This window comes from Virgibacillus necropolis, assembly GCF_044793635.1.
Classification (GTDB): Bacteria; Bacillota; Bacilli; order Bacillales; family Amphibacillaceae; genus Virgibacillus_F; species Virgibacillus_F necropolis_A.
In genome coordinates this window covers 2,389,300-2,410,850 of the sequence record NZ_CP084992.1, presented here as the reverse complement: position 1 = coordinate 2,410,850, position 21,551 = coordinate 2,389,300, and the positions used below count along the sequence as shown (strand labels likewise).

23 protein-coding genes, 1 pseudogene and 1 riboswitch are annotated in these 21,551 nt (G+C 37.3%); of the genes and pseudogenes, 9 read left to right on the top strand and 15 right to left on the bottom strand.

Going from position 1 to position 21,551, the window contains the following annotated elements; all coding sequences use genetic code 11:
• Window positions 1-148 precede the first annotated feature (148 nt).
• Window positions 149-334, top strand: coding sequence for a hypothetical protein (locus tag LG329_RS11700; protein WP_404450998.1), 186 nt, complete (start codon window positions 149-151; stop codon window positions 332-334).
• 37 nt (window positions 335-371) lie between these two features.
• Here the strand turns inward: LG329_RS11700 and ytxJ are convergent.
• From ytxJ to LG329_RS11655, 9 genes and pseudogenes are all read right to left on the bottom strand, one after another.
• Window positions 372-724 (bottom strand): annotated as a pseudogene (gene ytxJ, locus LG329_RS11695) (bacillithiol system redox-active protein YtxJ).
• 86 nt (window positions 725-810) lie between these two features.
• On the bottom strand, window positions 811-1,005 hold the full coding sequence (locus LG329_RS11690; RefSeq protein ID WP_404450997.1) for a DUF5957 family protein: 195 nt from the start codon (window positions 1,003-1,005) through the stop codon (window positions 811-813).
• Window position 1,006: 1 nt separating this feature from the next.
• Window positions 1,007-1,426 (bottom strand): DUF6220 domain-containing protein, encoded by a 420-nt coding sequence (locus tag LG329_RS11685; protein WP_404450996.1) that lies wholly within the window; start codon window positions 1,424-1,426, stop codon window positions 1,007-1,009.
• A 452-nt stretch (window positions 1,427-1,878) separates the two neighbouring features.
• Window positions 1,879-2,565: a response regulator transcription factor gene (locus tag LG329_RS11680; protein ID WP_404450995.1), complete on the bottom strand. Its 687-nt coding sequence runs from the start codon at window positions 2,563-2,565 to the stop codon at window positions 1,879-1,881.
• Complete coding sequence (locus tag LG329_RS11675; RefSeq protein ID WP_404450994.1) at window positions 2,565-3,665, bottom strand: sensor histidine kinase; 1,101 nt, start codon at window positions 3,663-3,665, stop codon at window positions 2,565-2,567. Before LG329_RS11675 ends, LG329_RS11680 begins: the two co-directional genes overlap by 1 nt.
• Window positions 3,666-4,070: 405 nt before the next feature.
• On the bottom strand, window positions 4,071-4,892 hold the full coding sequence (locus LG329_RS11670; RefSeq protein ID WP_404450993.1) for a squalene/phytoene synthase family protein: 822 nt from the start codon (window positions 4,890-4,892) through the stop codon (window positions 4,071-4,073).
• Window positions 4,893-5,032: 140 nt separating this feature from the next.
• The gene (locus tag LG329_RS11665; RefSeq protein ID WP_404450992.1) at window positions 5,033-6,580 is read right to left on the bottom strand and encodes a BCCT family transporter; all 1,548 of its coding nucleotides are present in this window, start codon (window positions 6,578-6,580) and stop codon (window positions 5,033-5,035) included.
• Between the two features lie 314 nt (window positions 6,581-6,894).
• Window positions 6,895-7,731, bottom strand: a complete 837-nt coding sequence (locus LG329_RS11660) for an STAS domain-containing protein (protein WP_404450991.1) — start codon at window positions 7,729-7,731, stop codon at window positions 6,895-6,897.
• A gap of 125 nt (window positions 7,732-7,856) precedes the next feature.
• Window positions 7,857-8,213, bottom strand: coding sequence for a VOC family protein (locus LG329_RS11655; RefSeq protein ID WP_404450990.1), 357 nt, complete (start codon window positions 8,211-8,213; stop codon window positions 7,857-7,859).
• A gap of 249 nt (window positions 8,214-8,462) precedes the next feature.
• On the opposite strand from LG329_RS11655, the gene LG329_RS11650 reads away from it, so the two are divergent.
• Both LG329_RS11650 and LG329_RS11645 read left to right on the top strand, forming a co-directional pair.
• A complete protein-coding gene (locus tag LG329_RS11650; protein WP_404450989.1) occupies window positions 8,463-8,813 on the top strand; it encodes an ASCH domain-containing protein in 351 nt (116 codons plus the stop codon).
• 131 nt (window positions 8,814-8,944) lie between these two features.
• The gene (locus tag LG329_RS11645) at window positions 8,945-9,328 is read left to right on the top strand and encodes a VOC family protein (RefSeq protein ID WP_404450988.1); all 384 of its coding nucleotides are present in this window, start codon (window positions 8,945-8,947) and stop codon (window positions 9,326-9,328) included.
• Window positions 9,329-9,491: 163 nt separating this feature from the next.
• Here the strand turns inward: LG329_RS11645 and LG329_RS11640 are convergent, their stop codons facing one another.
• The 5 genes from LG329_RS11640 to LG329_RS11620 form a co-directional block, all read right to left on the bottom strand.
• Window positions 9,492-10,040 carry a DUF6155 family protein gene (locus LG329_RS11640; protein WP_404450987.1) on the bottom strand — a complete coding sequence of 183 codons (549 nt, stop codon included), beginning with the start codon at window positions 10,038-10,040 and terminating at the stop codon, window positions 9,492-9,494.
• A gap of 5 nt (window positions 10,041-10,045) precedes the next feature.
• A complete protein-coding gene (locus LG329_RS11635) occupies window positions 10,046-10,426 on the bottom strand; it encodes a hypothetical protein (RefSeq protein WP_404450986.1) in 381 nt (126 codons plus the stop codon).
• Window positions 10,427-10,787: 361 nt separating this feature from the next.
• Window positions 10,788-11,285 (bottom strand): GNAT family N-acetyltransferase, encoded by a 498-nt coding sequence (locus LG329_RS11630; RefSeq protein WP_404450985.1) that lies wholly within the window; start codon window positions 11,283-11,285, stop codon window positions 10,788-10,790.
• A gap of 157 nt (window positions 11,286-11,442) precedes the next feature.
• Window positions 11,443-12,546, bottom strand: coding sequence for a DUF1648 domain-containing protein (locus LG329_RS11625; RefSeq protein ID WP_404450984.1), 1,104 nt, complete (start codon window positions 12,544-12,546; stop codon window positions 11,443-11,445).
• On the bottom strand, window positions 12,547-12,942 hold the full coding sequence (locus tag LG329_RS11620) for a GntR family transcriptional regulator (RefSeq protein WP_404450983.1): 396 nt from the start codon (window positions 12,940-12,942) through the stop codon (window positions 12,547-12,549).
• A gap of 247 nt (window positions 12,943-13,189) precedes the next feature.
• A riboswitch (SAM riboswitch) is annotated at window positions 13,190-13,297 on the top strand.
• 68 nt (window positions 13,298-13,365) lie between these two features.
• Here LG329_RS11620 and LG329_RS11615 point away from each other — a divergent pair.
• From LG329_RS11615 to LG329_RS11590, 6 genes are all read left to right on the top strand, one after another.
• The gene (locus tag LG329_RS11615; RefSeq protein ID WP_404450982.1) at window positions 13,366-14,412 is read left to right on the top strand and encodes an LLM class flavin-dependent oxidoreductase; all 1,047 of its coding nucleotides are present in this window, start codon (window positions 13,366-13,368) and stop codon (window positions 14,410-14,412) included.
• A gap of 12 nt (window positions 14,413-14,424) precedes the next feature.
• Entirely contained in the window at window positions 14,425-15,369 is a 945-nt protein-coding gene (locus LG329_RS11610) for a RimK family alpha-L-glutamate ligase (RefSeq protein ID WP_404450981.1), read from the top strand.
• A 112-nt stretch (window positions 15,370-15,481) separates the two neighbouring features.
• Window positions 15,482-16,537, top strand: coding sequence for a selenide, water dikinase SelD (gene selD, locus LG329_RS11605; protein ID WP_404450980.1), 1,056 nt, complete (start codon window positions 15,482-15,484; stop codon window positions 16,535-16,537).
• Between the two features lie 26 nt (window positions 16,538-16,563).
• The gene (gene mnmH / locus LG329_RS11600; RefSeq protein ID WP_404450979.1) at window positions 16,564-17,619 is read left to right on the top strand and encodes a tRNA 2-selenouridine(34) synthase MnmH; all 1,056 of its coding nucleotides are present in this window, start codon (window positions 16,564-16,566) and stop codon (window positions 17,617-17,619) included.
• Window positions 17,620-17,634: 15 nt separating this feature from the next.
• Window positions 17,635-18,078, top strand: coding sequence for a YaiI/YqxD family protein (locus tag LG329_RS11595; protein ID WP_404450978.1), 444 nt, complete (start codon window positions 17,635-17,637; stop codon window positions 18,076-18,078).
• 506 nt (window positions 18,079-18,584) lie between these two features.
• A complete protein-coding gene (locus LG329_RS11590) occupies window positions 18,585-19,190 on the top strand; it encodes a hypothetical protein (RefSeq protein WP_404450977.1) in 606 nt (201 codons plus the stop codon).
• A 906-nt stretch (window positions 19,191-20,096) separates the two neighbouring features.
• On the opposite strand, the gene LG329_RS11585 is transcribed toward LG329_RS11590, so the two are convergent.
• The gene (locus LG329_RS11585; RefSeq protein WP_404450976.1) at window positions 20,097-21,212 is read right to left on the bottom strand and encodes an IS110 family transposase; all 1,116 of its coding nucleotides are present in this window, start codon (window positions 21,210-21,212) and stop codon (window positions 20,097-20,099) included.
• Window positions 21,213-21,551 lie beyond the last annotated feature (339 nt).

The following is a 21,551-nucleotide window of genomic DNA, read 5'->3' as shown; positions in this document are numbered from 1 at the left end:
TATATCTATTCTCCCGAAAGCAACAATCTTTGGGATTACAGTTTTTCTTTTAAATCCTCACAAGAAATAAATTAACAAATGCAAAATATACAACCCAAACACAATCCCTCCTTCCCTCATAAATTATGAAGGGAAGGAGGGATTGGTAATGTATCAATTAGCTTTATTATATTTAGCATGTATTTTAGCAGGATTTGGTCTGGCCAGCGTTCCAACATCAGCAGTTATTACCGCTGGACTAGCTGGATTTTTTGAAATCGTTGGCGGAATTGCTGTAATTGTATTTGGATTAGCCCTGTTATATCTTGGGGTTAAAGCCTTACTTGGAAAATAATCATTAACAAGAGACCAACGGTGGTCTCTTGTTAATTCTAATTTATTAACTTGCTTTGGATAGCGTCTTCAATACTTGCTTCCGTAATCTTACTGTGTGATGTGTGCCACACAACTTCTTTGTTATGAATCAATAAAATCTGCGGTGATTCATGCTTTACATCTGTGTCTGTTTGATACGATTGGAAACATCCTTTGCTTCAATCACTTTGACAGTATAGCAATCAACTGTTTCGTCCGATGAATCCAAAAACGATTGATATTCTTTAAAGGCCCCTGCGCTAATTGGACATGTTGTGCTGTGTTTGAAAATAATGACGGGATTCTTAGCTGAATTATTCCATACCTGTTCCCAATCCTCAAGTTTACCGATTTCATTAATTTGTGTCATTATTTTACCTCCTAAGGTTTTGTATAGATTATCATTATCTAAATCATATACTTCTAATTACTAATAATCAAAATAACAGTTTCTACTTACTTGTTTCTACTTTTTTGATCAAGGATTGGTACTAATACTGCACAGATAAATGCGGTGTAATAAGATAAAAACTTTATCCCAATTGGCTCTCCAAGAAATGTCATTCCCAAAATTCCTATAAAACTTGATAATGCGATACCAAGAATGAATCCTCCAAATAAACCAACTAATATTGCTAAAAATGTGCGCATATTAACTCCCACCTTTCTGGTTATCTTCTTTGTTTAAAATTAATTTCCATGTTTTTAAAACAATTGCACATGACAGAATGAATAACAGGACAGCTATGAGTGGATGCAACGCAGATATCCACGGCAAAACCGCTGACATATTTGCAGAAAAGTACATTGTAAAAATTAATCCAAGCAGACCTAAGAGTTGCCAATATGCCCATCTAGGAAGCGCTCCTACAAATGCAAACACAAGCATGAGTATTGGTAGGTTGAATCCAAAAAGATGTACGAATGTAGTGTGTTTCATCCAATTAATAGGATTTACAAAAGTAGCTAATCCTGCTATAAAAATCTGTGCGGTGATACATAGTGCAAATAAAATAGCTAGTATAAGATACAGGATTCTACCCACACGAATTCTTGTTTTTCTTTTTTCCAATGATGGTTCCTCCTAGTAAAATTATGATTTATGATGACTTCTTTCTTATCATACAAAGCAGTTCTAAAATACATCTTATTAAATTGTTAAATATTCCTTAAACATAAGAAAAGCGCAAGCGCCTTGGTCAGCCCCGACAAGTTTAAGACGAATCTCTTAGTGATGATTTTTATCACAAAGAGATTTGACTTAAAACCTCGAGGGGCTAGGCGCTGGAGCTAGACAGATAAACGCCAAAATTTTATACTTTCCTTATTAGAAAACTTGGCTTATCGCCAAGCCTTAGTTGCACTTATGCAGTAAGAAAGGATTTCTTAACTGCTAAGAAAAAACTTCGTCATTCGCATATTCTTTAATAGCGAATAACAAAGTTCTTCTTAGACTGCTGCTTCCTTACGCGTAAAAAAAATCGCGGAAGCTCATAAAGAACTCCCGCGATTTGTATAGTTTGGTTATTTTTTAAAGCGATACCCTACCCCCCAAATTGTTTCAAGATATTCAGGATTGGACGGATCAACTTCAATTTTTTCTCTAATCTTTCTAATATGAACTGTTACTGTTGTCAGGTCACCCATCGAGTCAATGCCCCAAATCCGTTCAAACAAGTGATCTTTACTAAATACGCGATTTGGGTTGGTCGCTAGGAACACCAATAAGTCGAATTCTTTGGCTGTAAATATTTTTTCTTCTTCATTAACTAATACTCTTCGTGAGTTGCGTTCAATGTAAATATCTTTTATCTGTAAATCATTTTGTGTATTCTCACGATTTACCAATCGATTATACCTGGCTATATGGGCTTTAACCCGTGCAACCAATTCATTTGGATTGAATGGTTTTACAATATAATCGTCGGCACCACGATCAAATCCGCGAATTTTGTCAATATCTTCTTTTCTTGCCGTTACCATTAAAATTGGGATATCGACTGTCTTTCTGATTTTTTGACATAACTCAAATCCATCTAATCCTGGAAGCATTAGATCCAACAAGATTAGGTCATATGATTTACTCAATGCTTTAGCAAGCCCTTCATCACCTGTCATCGCAATATCACTGGAAAATCCATTAACTTCTAGATAATCCCGTTCCAATTCTGCGATACTCTGTTCATCCTCGATGATTAAAACTTTCTTCACTATCTCACCTTCTCATCTACAGGTTTTTTAAGCGTAAAATAAATGCTGGTCCCTTCACCTAATTCACTTTCTGCCCAGATAGCACCGCCATGATCATCTATAATTCTTTTAACAATCGCTAATCCAAGTCCACTACCACCGGTTGTAGAATTTCTCGAGGAATCAGTACGATAAAAACTTTCGAAAATGAATGGGATTGCTTCTTCATCTACTCCACTACCGTTATCTGTTATCTTAACAACAACTTGATCTGACTCGGATTGTAAACTGACCTGGATCTCTTTCCAGTCTTTGTCCATATATTTCAGGCTATTTTGAACAATATTTGTTACTACCCGCTTTAACTTTTCTCTGTCTGCCTTCACTACGTAAGAATCTTCTAGATCTGCGTCGTACGAAACCGTACCACCATTTTGTTCAAGGTCAAATCTTAACTCCTCAATAAAATCAGTCAAATAATTATGGAGATCGATTTCTTCTAACTGAAAAGGAATACGTTGTAAATCTAATTTTGAGTATAAAAAAAGTTCATCGATCAACTGGTCCATATCATTTGCCTTGGTGTAGATTGTGTCCATATAACGCTCCATCTTTTCAGGATTATTTGCCACACCGTCACGGATCCCTTTAACATAACCTTTGATTGACGTCATAGGTGTTTTTAAATCATGCGATATAGTTGCAATCAACTCTTTACGGTTTTCTTCATATCGCACATGGACTTCTTCTGCTTCTTTTAGCTTTAGACGCATTACTTCAAATGTTTTTGAAAGTTGGCCAAGCTCATCCTTATTCGTTGACTCAATACTAAAATCAAGATTACCCTCACTTATTTCCTGTGCCGCTACGGATAAATTTTTAACTGGATTGATAATGCTTTTTGAAACGAAATACGTCAGTAGTCCATTTGTGATTACTAAAACCAACAACAATCCTATAAACCTATAAGTTAAAAACATATTCAATTGTTTGCCTTCTGGTTCCCCGTTAAACAGATAGAATAAGACAAACCCGCCGATTATTTCGATAAAAAAGAAGAAAACTATTGGAATAATAATCATTGCTATATTGGAAAAAATTAATCGCTTTTTAATAGACAATTTCACACCCACTCTCTTGGTATATATCATATACAGCAAATGTTAAATAATTATTAAATTAGGAACAAAAGCGCAAGCGCCCGTTTAGCGACGTATGGATTGGACTGATCCGTATGAGATAAAGGAAATCCAATAGTCGGTGGGCGCTGGAGCTCGACGTGGCTCTGCATAGTGACCAAAATATTCAATGTCACATTTTATACTTTCCTTACACATAAGAAAAGCGCAAGCGCCTTGGTCAGCCCCGACAAGTTTAAGACGAATCTCTTAGTGATGATTTTTATCACAAAGAGATTTGACTTAAAATCTCAGGCGGGCTAGGCGCTGGTGCTAGACAGATTTTCGTTTATACTTTCCTTGCTCGCAAAAGGCACAGCTCCCGATGAACTGTGCCTTAATCATTATCTATTCATTTGTAATCTCATCTACAATAGTTTCTACTTCGTTACGAGAGATTTTTTCTCTACCACTCTTTAATGCTTTAAGTGTTCTTTTTGCAAGTGCCAATGGAATCCTGCAGAACAGTAGAATATTGCGGGTTTTTATATCCTTCATGTATTCATCTGCTAGTTGTAAATTTTGCTCCGTATACTGAAACAAATCATCTCTATTCCAGCCATCCGGAATAAAACTAACCCCACGCTCTTTATCTTCCTCTTGATTACGCAGAATGTTTACAGTTTGCAGACCCCGTCCATATGCAATAGCAAGATCACGGTCCGTCTCTGTTCCATCATACCATTTCCATATATCTGAAAGCATGACTCCAACCAACCCTGCAACATAATATGTATAGTCGTCCAAATCTTCTTTGCTTTGTATTTGCCAGTCTTTTTCTACCCACTTAGCCATGCCGGCTGCCATAATACTTGTTGATTCTTTAATCTTTTCAACAATTTCATCAGGGCAGAAATTGATCCAATCCCCAAGCCGCACCGTTACTTCAGGTAGTATATCTTTATAAGGATCTATTAGATTAAGATAGGCATTATTGTCAAATTCACTTTTTGTCAAAAGTATACTAGTGGATTCTAACAAATGTTGTTTTATCTCTGGTTTCAACATTTCATGGTCTTCCATTTCATCAATTGCCCGCATACACAAATACGCAGAAGCTACAGTCTCTTTTAGGGTAGGTTTTAAAAGACTAATCGGTATGTAAAATGTTCTGCTTGTAAGTTTTAACATGTGCATTGCTTCTTTTTGCAATTTCGTTCCGTTTCTCAACTTTTTATCCTCCTTCGTAAACTACGAGGTATAGTTAAGTATAACAAAAAATCCGACAAATTTATATGAATTTTACTTTGATTAAAATAACTGTCGATCCAAGTAAATTGCACACTTGGATCGACAGCAATCGTTAATACTTATTTTTTAGCTTTCGGTTTAATGTGCTCTCTTTCCCAGACGATGCCTTGTTCAAGCGCCATCGTCTTAGCTACCTTCGGAGCTAACCAAAGCGGTGGCAGTAATAGAAACGACACTGGAACGGCTGTTATGACAATAGAGTTTTGGATTGAGGCAATACTATTTTCACCAATCGTGAGAATCACTACTGTAGTAAGGCCAAAAATTAATGCCCAGAAAACCCGGAGCCATCGTTGTGGATGGTCATTCCCTGTCAATGTTGCCGCAACTGTATATGACATCGTATCAGCCGTTGTCGCAACAAAAGCAATTGATACGAGAAGAAATGCAACAGCCATAATTGTACTAAATGGAAGCTGATCCGTAATCGCCATCACTGCAGCAGGCATTCCAGCCTCACTTAACGCTGTAGAAACTGATCCAGGATTTTTTGTTTCAAAAAACACACCAGTTCCACCTACAATAGAAAACCAGAAATTACTAACCAAAGGAGCTACAATTGATACGGCAATAATTAAGTCTTTAATCGTTCTCCCTCGGGAAATTCGGGAAATAAATATGATCAGCATTGGAGCATAACCGATGAACCATCCCCAGAAGAATACAATCCATGACCCAAGCCATGCACTATCCCCCCGATATAAACTCATCGTGAAAAAGTGTTGCAAACGGAATCCGGTACCACTAACAAATGCATCTATGATAAACAATGTAGGTCCAACAATAAGAATGATGATACCTAAACCTATTGTCATCCCAATATTTATACGACTTAACAGCAGAATCCCTTTGTCTACTCCTGTCGCTGCAGAAATTGCAGCAATACCCACAAGTACAACTACAACAATAATACTTACTGTAATTGTATTTGGTACACCAAATAAATAATTAAGACCGTATGATATCTGTAATCCAATGAATCCAAGCGGCCCGAGCGTACCAGCAACAGTTGCAATGATAGATACAATGTCAGCCGTAGAACCAAGAATACTTTTTTTATATATCTTTTCACCAAAAATCGGATATAATATTGCCCTCGGACGTAATGGATATCCTTTACCATAATGAACATGCATTACTACGATCGTAGCAAGAGTCCCTAAAATCGCCCAAGCTAAAAATCCCCAGTGCATAAACGATTGTGCGAATGCTGCCGGGATATTTCCTGATCCGCCACCAAATAATGGCGGAGTATCCATGTAATGATACATCGGTCCAGCTGCTGCCCAGAATATGCCACCACTTGCTAGCAATGTGCAAAGTATCATGGCAACCCATTTGTAATAACTATATTTTGGTTCCTCTTGATTACCTAAACGCACTTTACCATATTTCGAAAATGCTAAAAATATCCCAATAAAAAAGTTTCCAAGTAACAATAGCTGCCAATACGCTCCAAAGAATTTAGCTGATATGCCAAATAATTTGGTAATCGCATTATCAACCATCGTACTATTGAAAAATGATAAAACAATGAACAAAATTAAAAATCCACCACTTACTAAAAATACTGTCCAATCCAATTTATGTTTCTTATTTTCTGGCACGTTTGTCCTCCTAGTTGTTTAGGAGCAAGTGTCTATTACTCGATATTCCATATGTCACATTTACTATGGAAAAAAGATAGCATCTCTTTTTACAATCATTTAGATAAACTCTGACTAATGCTACGTCAGCTTGCTCGGTTAATTCACATAGTTTCTCATTATAGAGATGAGCATATAGCAAGTCAACTTTCAGACTAGTTCATGTCAGCTCAACTATATATTTTGCATAAGCTACTTGATATATGCGGTATTGTAACAAAAAAGCTATACAACCATGTTGAAATAGTTGTATAGCTTTAACTCACTACCTTGTATTATTTAATCAGAATTTCTGATGTCATATGTCTGGACAATGCCTGTTGCATTGTACTGTATGTTTTCACCTGTGAAAAATTAATTCCCAACGTTACCATCGTTTGCGCAACTTCCGGACGGATACCAGCAAGAACAGTTCTTACCCCAACTAATTCAAGTGATTGAATAATTTTGAAGATGTAATGTGCCACCATCGTATCCACAACCGCAACACCTGAAAGATCAATGAATAAATGCGATAAGTCCCGTTGTGCGGATTCACGCAATGCAGTTTGTAGTAGTACATCGGCACGATCCGTATCAATCCCACCGATAATTGGTAACACTGCAATCCCATCAAGTATCGGAACTACTGGGGCAGACAGTGTTAAAAAGTCCTCTTTGGCCTTATCTATTATTTCTTTATATGATTTAACATAGGTTGTACTATAGGCATACACCGCCTGATCTAATAATCGATCAATTTTTCGGGTTACTTCAAAAACCGTTTCAATCGACAACTTGTTAGTTTGTACAATTTCCTCTAGATTCTTCCCAAGTATTACTCGTATATTTGAGACACTTTTTAATGATTCATCTAAAGCAACACCATATGTAATTGCTAGTTCCCCAGTCATCTTTCCCCATTCTGTTATTCGATCCATAATTTCAGAATCTTGACCTTGATCAAATGAATCCGCAATTATATGAACAATCTTCACACGAATCTCAAGCGCTTGATCTGTATCACTATCCCGGTCTTCAGCCATTTCACGTGCAATATCATACTTCTTTTCTTCTATTTTATTGCCTACCAATTTAATTTCTTCAATTAGTGATTGACGATTTAATGACATGACGGAGCCACCTTATTTTTTATAATTGATAGTACTTATTATACTACACAAAGAGATTTGGCGCCTGTTTTGCACAGTCAATATTTAACTTTCATTCCCATATAAGACATTCTCAACGGCCAAATCTAGTTTGAAAACTCCAGTAATTCAATATGATTTCCTGAAGGATCTTCTATTACAATATAACGTCCAGGTGGGCATGGTCTTGGCTCAGAGAAAACCATTTTTACACCTTTTGATAGTAGCATTTTCATATCCTCATCTACATTCTCTGAAACCAATCCTAGCAAGACATTATTACCAGACATTAATGATTCCTCTTCATTTTCTTCTAACACAATTGTGAATTCTGGATTGATTAAGCTGACAATTTTTTCACCATAATGATTAGATACATTGAAATCCAATGTGTTTGTATAAAAATCAACAGCCGCATCAATATTGTGTACCTTGATGGTTAAGACACATACCTTATTTAACATGCTTTTTCTCTCCTTTTGTATTCAATTTATTTCATTAAAAAAGCCTCATCCTATATTTCTTGATAAGATCCATGTCCGCTTTACATCTAAGTATTCTATTAATATACATTCGATAAAAAACTTGATAACCCTGCATTGGATATGTACTATTTCTGTACACCATTTAAACCTCTTCTTTTTGCATTTATTCATCAATACTGCTACTTTCATATATAATAGACTTAATACTAAATAAAAGGTGGGGTTTACGTGACCGAACAAAATAGTAATAAAGAATTGCCTCCAAAAACATGTTCAATTGAAAGATTAGTTACGGTTCCGCAAGATGTTGAAAAGGTAATTAAAGGTCAAAAGACAGCTACCCGTCGAAACGGTAGATACGCAGATGTAGGAGAAATTATGAAACTCGAAAATTATCAGTTTGTGGTGGAAGACATCTATGAACAAACCCTTGGTGAATTAACCGATGAAAATGCAAAACAGGAAGGATACGAGACTGTAGAAGAATACAAGAACTCTATTCTTTCATCACACCCCGGAATGCCTTGGTCTCCTAAAATGAAAGTATGGGTTCATGAGTTTGCAGCGGTAAAAAAGTAGGATTAATTATATGCTTAAACGGATGCTTTTCTTTAACAAGAAAGGCATCTTTTTCAAGGATAGAGATATTTAACGAAAATGCAGGAACTAATTATAAAATGTCGAAGTAGTTACTAAAAGGAGTGAATTTGATGATTAATAAGGTTGGTCAAATAATGTTATATGTAACTAATCAGGATGAAGCAGTGAAGTTTTGGACCGAAATAGTAGGGTTTAGTGTAATTTCTCGAGAAGATGATGGCCAAGGAATGAGATGGATTGAAATAGCTCCCTCTAAGAAAGCTGAAACAAGTATTATACTTCACAACAAGGAATTAATAGCCAAAATGTCACCGGAATTAAACCTTGGTACACCTTCTTTAATGTTCTTCACAGAAAACCTCGATAAGTTACACAAAGGCTTATCAAATAATAATATCACAGTAGGAGAAATTGTTAATATGCCTTCGGGTAAAGTATTTAACTTCGCAGATAGTGAAGGAAATTATTTTGCAGTTATGGAAAAAAGTGAATAGCACTATGAAAGAATCGCATCTCAAGCTTTCTAGTCCACAACAGTGTGATTATGGAAAAACTGTGTTATACAAACTATCATTATAATTTATTTAAGTAACAATAACCTCTTGGAATTCATACCTTTAACAGTATGAACCCTTCAAGGGGTTATTTTTTAGCGCTCTACTCATCCAACCAACTAATTGAATGGTACATATAACTCAATTCATCATGATAACCCCAGCCCATGCCTTCAGTTTCAACTACTATAGCATACAGACGATCATTGAAATCATAGAAAAGTTTTTTATCCTTTTCACATTCGGTTACTACCTTATTGTACATGGAACACATACTGTCATAGAACCTTTCATCAATATCACCGTATGTAGTAGTAAATTTCGTTCCTGTTTCTACATAAAATACCATTAGTTCGATTGTACGATGATGATCATTGGTAAGCTTTTTAAAGTTGGTAATGGCGCCCCTGGCCTTAGCTAACCTCATTTTACCAAACCCCTTATCCGGAAAGAATTCGTATTTAATTTCTCTCATTGCGTTTTCAAACAGACCAATAATCGTTTCCTCACCCAAAAATTTCACCGATAAATAATGTTGCACATCTTGATTTAGCTTATATATATCAGAAACTAGACCGATCAACTCTTTTTGGCTGAATTCTTTTAATTGCTTTTTCATTTCTGGGATTTTGATTTTATTAACATTTGCCATTTTTACTAATCCTCACTCTCTGTACCTTGTTTTTTCCTCACATAATGGGTAGAATACAATTTTTCCATAAACGGATTTCCAGATTTAGAAAACCGAAGTCTCTTTTTCGGTCCTTTCCCCCAAGATTTATAAACAGTAATGGACGGTTTCAAATTTTGTTCATTAGCAAATTTATTTAGTGTTTTTAGTGCATGATTTAGCTTTGCAAGGTTACCAACTATTACTCTTTCTAAATAAGGGATTTTCTTTAACCTCCAATCATTCACTTGCTTTGGGGTGACTCGTTCCATCTTTACTAGAAGATCAACCGGGCTGACGTATCCCTTTTTATACACCAACTCCGAAGCATGTCTCCTAACTCTTTGTTCAATTTTCTTTCTAGTCAAACCAATCAAACCCTTTTCGTTTACCAGTTTTAGTATTTAAAAATACTAGATTATCAAAGCTTGCATTTCCATACCATCTAGTAAAATTATAACTAAAATGCTTTCGATATTCGAATGTTTAGGCATTAGAAAAGCGCAAGCGCCTTGGTTAAACCCGACAAGTTTAAAACGAATCTCTTAGTGATGATTTTTATCACAAAGAGATTTGACTTAAAACCTCAGGTGGGCTAGGGCGCTTGCGCTAGACAGATTAACGCCAAAGTTTTATACTTCTTAACTGCCAAAAAACCCTTATCCCCACTTTAAAATAACAACAGGGATATGGGTTAACAAATTCTTATAATTATTTTTTAGTGGTTAATCATACTCCAACCACTTCACTCCGCCTTTCCATCTGCACAACATCACGCCATACGCCGTCCATCTGACCAATACGTTCCTGGGTTCCCAACACCCGAAATCCAAATTTCTCATGTAATGCGATACTTGTTTTATTTTCCGGAAAGATCCCTGATTTCAGCGTCCAAAATCCATGCCTTTCACTTTCTTCTATTATTTCACCTAATAGCCGACTTCCCACACCTTTTCCAAGACTATCTAACCGTAAATAGATACTTACTTCAGCTACTCCAACATAAGCCTCACGTGATGAAGCCGGACTCAACGCAGCCCAGCCAATCATTTGGTCCCCCTCGCGAGCAACAAGCCTGCATGAAGAAATATGGCCGCGATCCCACGCTTCCCATGTAGGAACTTTTGTCTCAAATGTTGCATTTTTTGTTTCGATTCCTTGTTGAAAAATTACTAGTACTTGTTCTGCGTCTTTATCTTGCATCTCATTTATTAAAACCACGTTCATTTACTCTCCTTAGAAAAATCTGGTTGCCCGGTCCTTTTTATATAATTTAACTGTTTGTGTGAAAAACATGACTATAGTGAAAATCAAACTCCGACTCGCAGTGTTTTATCCGCCAATTCCACAATATATCCGCCGCTTGGAAATCTAATACTGTCATTCATTGTAACAAAAATGGTATACCAACTGCTCCAGCAATAACTACTAAGATGAAAACCCACGATAATGGATGGGCCCAGTTATTTGTCCAGCCGACGCCAAATCGTTTTTCCAAAAAGATGGATGGATCATTCTTATTATAATAAAACACACCAAGTTTCCAGAAGCGATCATCATCACGGTCAATGACTTTTCCATTTGCTCCATTACTCGTTTTTAGCCGGCTGCCACCCTGCCCTGTAGTAATCGAAAGAACAATCGCCCCGACCGTTACACCAATTGATAAGATTAGTGGTGCGATGACCAGCAACTGTTGGTTGATTGGGAAAATAAATGATAATTGTATCAAGGTAAACAAAATCATTAAAGTAATTCCAGTGATAATGATATAAGCTGACCATCTTCTTCTAAAAATAACATTCCGACGCATTGATTCTTCAGGGTTTTCAGCATTAACCTGTTGCTTTGCTTTACCGATTATTGTGTTTATAAATATAAAGAGTAATGTCAAGTAAACCTGCATAATTGGCATGAGTAATAATGATCGATACGATTTATCTGCCCAATTTGTGACATTTCCATCAAAGTCATACTGCATAGGTATCCTATCTGGAATTCGATCATAGAATCGAAACGTAATAAATATGGATGCAAACGCAATGATAAATGAAACAATAAACCAAAGATTCGAATGGGTAAGCCTTTGATCACGAAACTTTGTATCCACAACGACTAATTGTGACTTTTTTTCTGACCAGTTTTTGTTCTTTTTTAAAACCTTCATTTCACGGTGGAACTTAAGGTAAATGAAAAAGCTTCCTATCATAAATAGTCCAATAATTATAGAAAAAAGAATACTCATCGTTTCTGCATCTTCAAAATAAAAACCCGTGACCAGAAATATAATTGCTACAAGCGTACTCATTATTCCTGTTAAAACAGCATATCGCTTACGCATAGATTTTAATTCCGGGCTATGGTAAATTTCCTCTGGTATCGAGACGCCAAAGCTTTCTGTTTTCCTCGTCCAATATGGAATAAACATGAGTGAAATAAACACAGGAATCATAATTACCAAAAGTAAAATAACCATCGTCACATTCATTTACTTGTCACCCTCTCCCTCTTTAAATTCATTAAATAATCCCCTGCAAAGCTGTAAAAAGTCTTCTTCATTTACATCCCGGCATACGGATTCCGCAACTAAAGGATGTAATGTGTGTTTAAGCTGACCGAGATATTCATCATCTGCTTTTGGCACACCCTCTGGATTAACAACTACTCCCCTTTGTCGATGAATTAAAATAAATCCCTCTTGCTTAAGTTGTTGATAGGCTTTATTTACTGTGTGGAGATTTATTCCGATATCAGCTGCAAGAGATCGTACTGATGGCAGACCCTCCCCCGGAACAATTTCCTTTTTAGCAATCCCTGCTATTATTTGATTTTTTAACTGTGTATAAATAGGTTCTACTGCTTCTAAATCAAGATTTATATACACCTTGAGTCACCTTCTTGTTTAATTTGTATGTTTGTTATATTAATAGTATAACAGTTATTACAAAAAAGCAAGAAAAATAATTATTGTAAATCTAATCCGATAGCAATTCGTTAAACGATTTGCACCAGTACGTTTATCCATATTTTAAAAAATTGCTTTCATACATTTAAAAAATGCTGAAGAGAGGAAATGAAACAATTGATTTAATTCATAGTTTTCTGGTATGATTACTATAATTTTATAAATGTTCTTATAAAGAGTGGTGGAGGGAGTGGCCCTATGAAGCCCAGCAACCTTTTGGAGAAATTCAAAAAGGTGCTAAATCCAACAGAGCAGTTGCTCTGACAGATAAGATGAAGCTGTATACAAAACTTCTTCTTATCGAAGAGGTTTTTTTACTATACAAAGCAGGGGGAAAATCAGATGAAATATGGTTTTTGGTTACCTATCTTCGGCGGTTGGTTACGAAATGTGGACGATGAAAATATGCCACCAACCTATGATTATGCTAAGCAGGTAGTTCAATCCGCTGAAAAATGGGGATATGACACAACATTAATTGCGGAATTATATTTGAATGATATCAAAGGTATTGAACATGACTCAATAGAAGCATGGTCAACAGCCGCGGCGCTTGCAGCCGTCACGGAAAAAATTGAAATTATGGCTGCAGTACGGCCAGTGTTCCATAATCCAGCTGTCACAGCTAAAATGGCAGCAAATATTGATCACATTTCAAATGGACGTTTTACGTTAAATATTGTATCCGGTTGGTGGGAAGAAGAAGCACGTCAATACGACGGAGACTTCACAGAACACGATGAACGATATAAACGTACAGAGGAATTTTTAGACGTATTAAAAGGTATGTGGACAGAAAGAACATTTGACTACAAAGGAAAGTTTTATGAGGTTTCAGATGCCCACTTGGAACCAAAGCCAGTACAACGGCCGAATCCTGTTTTATATGCAGGTGGAGAAAGTGAACGTGGTAAACAAGTAATTGTAAATTCGTGTGATGCTTATGTTATGCACGGGGGAACAGTTGAGGAAATCAAGACAAAAGTTGAGGATATGAAAACACTCCGCGCCAAAGCAGGTAAACCAGCCTTACAATCATTCGGATTAGCTGCTTATATTATTTGTCGCGACAGTGAAGAAGAAGCATTAGAAGAATGGAAGCGAATTACAGATGTAAAAGACGCGAGTGGTTACGCAGGATATCAGGACTTTGTTGGTAAGTCACAACTTGAGCAGCAAGTGAAATTGAATGATTACTCCGTATCCAACCGAGGATTGCGCCCAAACTTAATTGGTACACCCGAACAGATTGCTGAACGAATTATCGGATTTGAAGATGTTGGTGTAGATCTTTTACTTCTGCAGTTTTCTCCACAGTTAGAGGAAATGGAACGGTTCTCAAAACAAGTAATGCCATTAGTAGAAGAAAAGCGTAAAGCTATAAAATAGGAGGTTCTTTTTATGACGGAAAAAGTCTATATTATCCATGAAAATAAAGAATGGACAGCACATCTAATTAAGCGGTTGGAACAATTAAATCTTCCTTATGAAGAATGGCATTTAGATAAAGGAACAGTCGATTTATCAACGGTCCCTCCCGAGGGCGTTTTTTACAGTCGGATGAGTGCATCCTCCCATACACGGGGTAATAGGTTTGCACCAGAATTGACGGAAGCAGTATTAGCATGGCTCGAGCGTCATGGGCGTAAAGTAGTTAACGGGAGTCGTGCACTTCGACTTGAGGTCAGTAAGGTAAATCAATATATGGCATTGGATGATGCCGGTGTACGCACACCGAAAACAGTCGCCGCTGTTGGAGGAGAGCAAATTATCCAGGCAGCTAAAGATTTAGGTGTAAGCTCATTTATCACAAAACATAATCGCGCTGGAAAAGGACTTGGTGTACAGCTTTTCCATTCTATCGAAGCATTGCAGGAATATCTTGATGGCCCATCTTTTGATCCTTCCGTTGATGGCATCACACTAATTCAGGAATATATTCAAGCACCAGAACCTTATATTACGCGTTGTGAGTTTGTTGGTGGAAAGTTTGTTTATGCTGTTCGAGTTGATACATCGGAAGGATTTGAACTTTGCCCTGCAGATGCATGCAAAATTGATGATTTAAATTGCCCGGTAGGAGAGGAAGTTTCCGAAAAACCAAAATTCCAGATTGTTGAAGGTTTTCAGGATCCTATTATCGAAAAATATGAAACCTTTCTAAGAAATAACGATATACAAGTAGCTGGCATTGAATTCATCTACGACCATGACGGCGAGATTTACACCTATGATGTTAATACAAATACAAACTATAATTCCGATGCAGAAGCCCAAGCTGACACATATGGAATGTTGGAATTGGCGAAGTATTTGGGTGATCAATTGAGTGTTGTGAAGCAATAATAGACTAAACCCCATTTCATTAGGTGAAATGGGGTTTAGTTTTAATTTCTTTCCTATTTACCATCCTATGATAAACTTGATGTATAACATATTAATGAAAGGTTGGTCATTAATGGATAATTCAAATACAGTTAAACTTACATCATTATCTTCAAAAGGTGGATGTGGTTGTAAAATAGGTCCCGCTGATTTATCTCAGGTTCTCCGCGAATTGCCATCTGCAACCCCTAATCCGAACGTTCTTGTTGGTCTTGATACCAGTGATGATGCAGGTGTATATAAGCTGAGTGATGACACAGCTGTTGTTCAAACGGTTGATTTTTTCACCCCCATTGTGGATGATCCTTACGCATTCGGGCAAATTGCAGCAACGAATGCGATTAGTGATGTTTACGCTATGGGCGGCAAACCAATAACCGCACTTAACATCGTGGCCTTTCCAATATCAACTCTTGATAAGAGTATCCTAGCTGATATTCTACGTGGAGCAGGTGATAAACTTAAGGAAGCAAACATAGCACTTGTTGGTGGTCATTCGATAGATGATCAAGAACCAAAGTTTGGTTTAGCAGTTACCGGAATTGTTCATCCTGATAAAGTTCGTACAAATACTGGAGCCAAGCCTGGTGACAAGCTTATTTTGACAAAGCCAATCGGTGTTGGTATTTTAACAACTTCCATAAAAAACGGATTATTACATAATGAAGAAATTGAACGCGTAACAAATGTGATGACTACTTTAAATAAAACAGCATCCGAAACGATGAATGCATATGATGTGCACGCATGTACAGATGTTACAGGATTCGGTTTACTCGGTCATGCGTCCGAAATGGCTAATGGCAGCTCGGTAGATATGAGAATTTTTTATGATAAAGTTCCAGTTTTGCCACGCGTAAAGGAACTTGCAGAAGAAGGGTCAGTACCTGGTGGAACAAAAAACAACTTTAAACACCTGGCAGATGCGGTCACCTATGCAGATTCAATGGACCAATACGATCAATGGATAATGTGTGATGCCGTAACTTCAGGAGGTCTATTAATTTCTGTTTCTGATAAGGATGCAGACAATCTGCTTACAGACCTTCAGGATAAAGGCGTTGAAGCACAGATTATAGGCGAAGTTACAGATGGAAATACTGGACATATTATTGTAGACAAGAATTAATTCGTTCAATATAAGGGGTAATGATAATGGTTCACGATATTACACTAAAAGAATTATTCGACTTACAAAATAAAGAAGCCCATACGATGATTGATGTTCGTTCGCCAAAGGAATTTGACGAAGCCACAATCCCTGGCAGCATTAACATCCCGATTTTTGATAACGATGAACGTGCTGAGGTCGGCACGATATATAAACAAGTAGGATCTGAAGCTGCCAAGGAACGTGGATTGGAAATCTTCTCGGCAAAGCTTCCCGACTTCATAAACGCCTTTGCTAGCATTGAAACGTCCAAAACCGTCTTTTGTTGGCGTGGAGGAATGCGAAGTAAGACTGCTGCGACGGTACTGGATTTAATAGGAAATCAGTCCTTCCGCTTAAGTGGTGGAATTAGATCATACCGGCAGTGGGTAGTCCATACATTAGATAATTATCAATTGAAATCAGAAGCTTATGTCCTAAACGGATATACTGGATCTGGAAAGACTATTCTCTTGGAAAAACTCAGTCAAAATGGTTATCCTGTACTAGATTTAGAGGGAATGGCGAGTCATCGTGGCTCTATTTTTGGACAAATCGGTTTGGATCCCAGCAACCAAAAGAAATTCGAATCCCAATTAGTTGAAGCTTTGTCAGAACATCAAAATGCCCCCTTTCTCTTTATGGAGGGAGAAAGCAAACGGATTGGTAAAGTGACAATACCTGATTTTTTATACAACCATAAAGAAAATGGAATCCAGGTTTTCGTTGACCTCCCAGTGGAGGAGCGGATTAAAAATATTTTAGATGATTATCAACCATGGAACAATCCAGAAAAATTCATGGAAGCATTTAACCTTATTAAAAAGCGGATCCATACACCTATTGCTAAAGATATTCACGATCATTTGACTAATGAAGAATATAGCTCTGCTGTCCAATTGTTACTTGAATATTACTATGATCCACGATACGAGCATGCCACTAAGGTATACCCGAATGACAAAATAATCACGATACAAGCACAGACAATTGAAGAAGCCTTCCAGCAGGTTCAAGGCTTAATAAAAGAAATAGAAATGAAGCAACAAAAACTTTCGTAGGATGAGGTGACCCTCGTGAAAATATATGTAGATGCTGATGCTTGTCCGGTAAAAGATAGTATCATTTCGATAGCAGCTGATGCAGAAATACCTGTGATACTCGTCAAAAGCTTCGCCCATTATTCGCATGGAGACACGGCGCCTGGTGTAGAAACAACCTATGTTGACACAGGGGCAGACTCTGCAGATTTTCGGATCATGCAAATGGCCGAGGCAAAGGATATCATCATAACCCAGGACTATGGATTAGCTTCACTTGCATTGGGTAAAGGCTGCATTGTCCTTCACCATAAAGGATTTGAATACACACAAGAAAATATTGATCAGTTGCTACATACACGATACACAAGTGCAATGGCAAGAAAGAGTGGCAAAAGAACTAAAGGACCAAAAGCATTCACAGAAGAAGATCAACAGAAATTTAGTAATCTTCTTCTGAGAAAGCTTGAAGCTAAGTAACAGTTATGAACTAGATAGTTTCCGAATTATTTTAATTGCTTTTTCAAAACACCTCGTTAGCTACATATTAACTGGAACTGGCGGACACAAGATTCGCTATTTCTATTAAAACAGTGATTTTGAGTAGGTATGCGGACATACAATCATTTATTTCACATATATCAAAGTAAAATAGGAGTATTTCTCCCAAATAAGGCCCCTGGTGTCCTTTAACACCTTATTATTGTTTGTTTTCTATAAATAACGTATCTGATGTCCGCAAAAATAATTTAAGGTATTCCTTTATGAATGCCAATTTGCATCCGAAATTGTTGGCTACATGTAGACTTACACTGGCTATTGTTACCTATCAAATTAGCATAAAAATTGTTGTTCGTTTTACATTACATTTTTAATGTTTGTGATAAGAAACGGAATCCGTTAAACGCCTCTGACCACCTTTTCATTCACATTCTTAGGATACTTACTTATACTATTGAAAAGTTGCTAAAAGTGGTGAAAACTGTATGAAAAAATATGGTCGTCTTATTGTGGCTGTAATTGCTGTGGTTATGTTAGTTGTAATAGGATTTGGTCTTAAAACAGATCAAGCAGTGAATCATAACTTAAATGAAATGTTTAAACCGGAAAAAGAAATCAGTTTGGAAATTGAAGGTCAGACAGAAAAAACGGATGTATCGCTTGAAACAAATGAAGAACATCGTTATATCATTTATGTGGATGAATCCAGGTACAAAATGGAAAGAAACGAAGAAAGTGATAAAATTGTACTGCAAAATGAACTAGAAGAGAAATACCCGGAAGTTTCAATGGAAATTATTCAAACTGCAAACACAACTATTGAAGAAGAAATGGCTAAAGCAGAAAAAGAAGTAAATAATTATGGATTAAAAGTGAAGAGAACAGAAGATGTGACGGTTCCATTGAAAGGAAAAGTAGTGAAATACATGACAGAAGACCAACAAAATTGGGATAGTCTTGTTTATAAATACTATTTCTTTGAAGCCGGTGAGAATGTATTTCTAGTAAAACAAATATATTTCTTTGCAGCCTCCGAGGGTCACGGCGTCCGGTTTGACTCCATGCTCGAAAGTTTTAAAGTTATAGATTGATTCTTGAAATTAGGAAGCTAATCGGTATTAGGACCAATTATCCTGATACCGACTTTTTATTGTATCTAACGTTTGCATTAGTTATTCACCATTATGATGACGGCCGATATAACAGATAGGACAGTTGATATAAACTGCGGCGTAACCTTAAGTTTATTTTCAAAGACATGTGCTATTACTGCCATCCAGGGTCGCTCCGGGCGGATGCTTTCCGCGGGCACGGCCTTAGCCTCCTCGCCCCGGCAAGGGGTATGCCGACGTTGTCCACAAAGGACGGTCTTAGTCGGCCCTCATTATCTACCACTCTGCGGGGTCTTCGGACACGTGCTGTTCCCGCAGGAGTCACCGCCCTCCACACACCTGGACTGGTAAAGCTATTTACGTAAGCATTCTTTGTCATTTCTTTTAACTAATGAATGCTGTTATTGGCAAATATTATACCAGCAGCCCGTATACACGTAGACTGATATGAACGAAACTGTCAAGTCACCCCACACACTTATTTAAATATAGTTTTTTGGACAACCTTAATTTAAGAGTCTTTTTTAGGCTCCTTTTTTGAGTTATATTCTATAAGCTGCCATTTGCTACAATAATTCCTTTCTTTTAGCTTGCTAATAATAAGCCAAGAATAATGATTTACCCCTTTCTTATTTTATAAAGGAGATAAATACACGGCACGAAGGCAAAAGTCTCTACTCCGATGAGCATACTGATATCCGTGGGTTCTCACATTTTATCTCTCCGTCTAAGGATCTTACACGAACTCCTGCCGTGCGTTCACCAATTTATGGCTAGCACAAGTCTACGTCGTGCGTTCTCCCTTACGGTTTTCACCTTTGCCTCCGAGCCCTATACTCATTCCCTTTTCAAATGAATGTTCATCCTTTTTTAGCTTATTGGAGTTTAATTTGTTTTAGCTTCACAATTAGATTCGTGGGAAATTGCCCAAATGAATCCTGCCAGTTCTCTTGCTACTGCCGTAATTGCTTTCCCACTCTCTTTTCCACGTCCTAATAGACAAAAATATTTTTTGTGCAAGCGGTTTTGAGCCTTCCATGAAATTCCTAAGATATTCGACGGCTGTCCCTTTTGTCGTTTCTTCAGCTTTCCTTTGACTGCGGGTTTATATCTATAGCCCCACGCGGCCTCTATCAACAATCTTCGAACATGTTGATTCCCTGTTTTGGTTATGCTACCTAATCTACGTAATTCACCGCTGGAACTTTCACTTGGTACCAGTCCAGTGTATGCCATAAATTGTTTTGGTGTCTGAAATCGCTTGAATGATCCAATTTCCGCAACCAAACTAGTTGCTGTAATAATTGCTACTCCTCGTAATGTCATAAGGGTTTGGATCATTGGTGCGTGGACACCTTCTTTGGCTTGGTCTTCAATTTCCTCTTCCAATACTTTTAATCGTTGCTGAAATTCTTTTAGTTGCTGCAAATATTCTTGGAATGCCACCCGGGATGCAGACCGTTCAAATGTCATTTTATCCAGCCAATCCCAATATTTCACTGTCCATTTTTTGGTTCCTTTAGGCGGTTTGATTTCATTTCTTAGAAGAAATTTTGTTAGTCTATGTTTAGCTCTTAATTCATCTTCCTTTACATCCTCGCGTGCTCGAACCAAATCACGTAGTGCCTCATCATCTTCTGTTGGTACATAGATAGGTGTTAATTCCCCAGCACGATAAAGTTTTGCGAGATTAATGGCATCACGTTTATCAGTCTTTACACGTTCGCCAGGTTTCTTTGGTATTAACGATGGTGCAATTACTTCACATTCAATATCCATACTGTTAAGAAGTCGATAGAGTCCGTATCCAGTTGGTCCGGCTTCATAACAAACTTGAAGCTGTTTCGGCTCTCCTAGTTTTTTCATTATCTTTCTAATTGCTTCTACCGTATAGTCAATCATACCAACATATCTCGGTTTAGAACGTCCCTCATCTGCAACCGCTACTGCAATCTTTTCTTTTGATACGTCTAAACCGACGTATTTTGTGGTATTATTCATATTACTAGCTCCTTTCGTATTATAGCTCTGATTTGGTTTGTACTACTCTATACCCAAATTAACCTACGTTATTACGACAAGGGGCTAGTTTCGTTCATGATAACTCCTGCGGGAGGACAGGCATCGGTGAGACTACGCAGTGCGTTAGCACAAGGAGGCTCACCAGCCGCCCGCGGAAAGCGAAGTGTATACGGGCTGCGGCTGCTTAAGTAACTTGTTTCCATTATCAGTAAAACAGATCTAACATAGATAGAAGTTACGTCGCATTTTATATCTATTCTCCCAAAAGCAACAACCTTTACGAAAACAGCCTTACTAAAAAAGCCTAATAAAAGTTAT

Coding starts and splice junctions, on each gene's coding strand:
- LG329_RS11655 (WP_404450990.1), bottom strand. CDS start 8,213: ATGTTAAATAAGGTATGTGTCTTAACCATCAAGGTACACAATATTGAT.
- LG329_RS11660 (WP_404450991.1), bottom strand. CDS start 7,731: ATGTCATTAAATCGTCAATCACTAATTGAAGAAATTAAATTGGTAGGC.
- LG329_RS11585 (WP_404450976.1), bottom strand. CDS start 21,212: ATGAATAATACCACAAAATACGTCGGTTTAGACGTATCAAAAGAAAAG.
- LG329_RS11640 (WP_404450987.1), bottom strand. CDS start 10,040: ATGGCAAATGTTAATAAAATCAAAATCCCAGAAATGAAAAAGCAATTA.
- selD (WP_404450980.1), top strand. CDS start 15,482: ATGGATAATTCAAATACAGTTAAACTTACATCATTATCTTCAAAAGGT.
- LG329_RS11700 (WP_404450998.1), top strand. CDS start 149: ATGTATCAATTAGCTTTATTATATTTAGCATGTATTTTAGCAGGATTT.
- LG329_RS11630 (WP_404450985.1), bottom strand. CDS start 11,285: ATGAACGTGGTTTTAATAAATGAGATGCAAGATAAAGACGCAGAACAA.
- LG329_RS11690 (WP_404450997.1), bottom strand. CDS start 1,005: ATGCGCACATTTTTAGCAATATTAGTTGGTTTATTTGGAGGATTCATT.
- LG329_RS11615 (WP_404450982.1), top strand. CDS start 13,366: ATGAAATATGGTTTTTGGTTACCTATCTTCGGCGGTTGGTTACGAAAT.
- mnmH (WP_404450979.1), top strand. CDS start 16,564: ATGGTTCACGATATTACACTAAAAGAATTATTCGACTTACAAAATAAA.
- LG329_RS11610 (WP_404450981.1), top strand. CDS start 14,425: ATGACGGAAAAAGTCTATATTATCCATGAAAATAAAGAATGGACAGCA.
- LG329_RS11645 (WP_404450988.1), top strand. CDS start 8,945: ATGATTAATAAGGTTGGTCAAATAATGTTATATGTAACTAATCAGGAT.
- LG329_RS11625 (WP_404450984.1), bottom strand. CDS start 12,546: ATGAATGTGACGATGGTTATTTTACTTTTGGTAATTATGATTCCTGTG.
- LG329_RS11590 (WP_404450977.1), top strand. CDS start 18,585: ATGAAAAAATATGGTCGTCTTATTGTGGCTGTAATTGCTGTGGTTATG.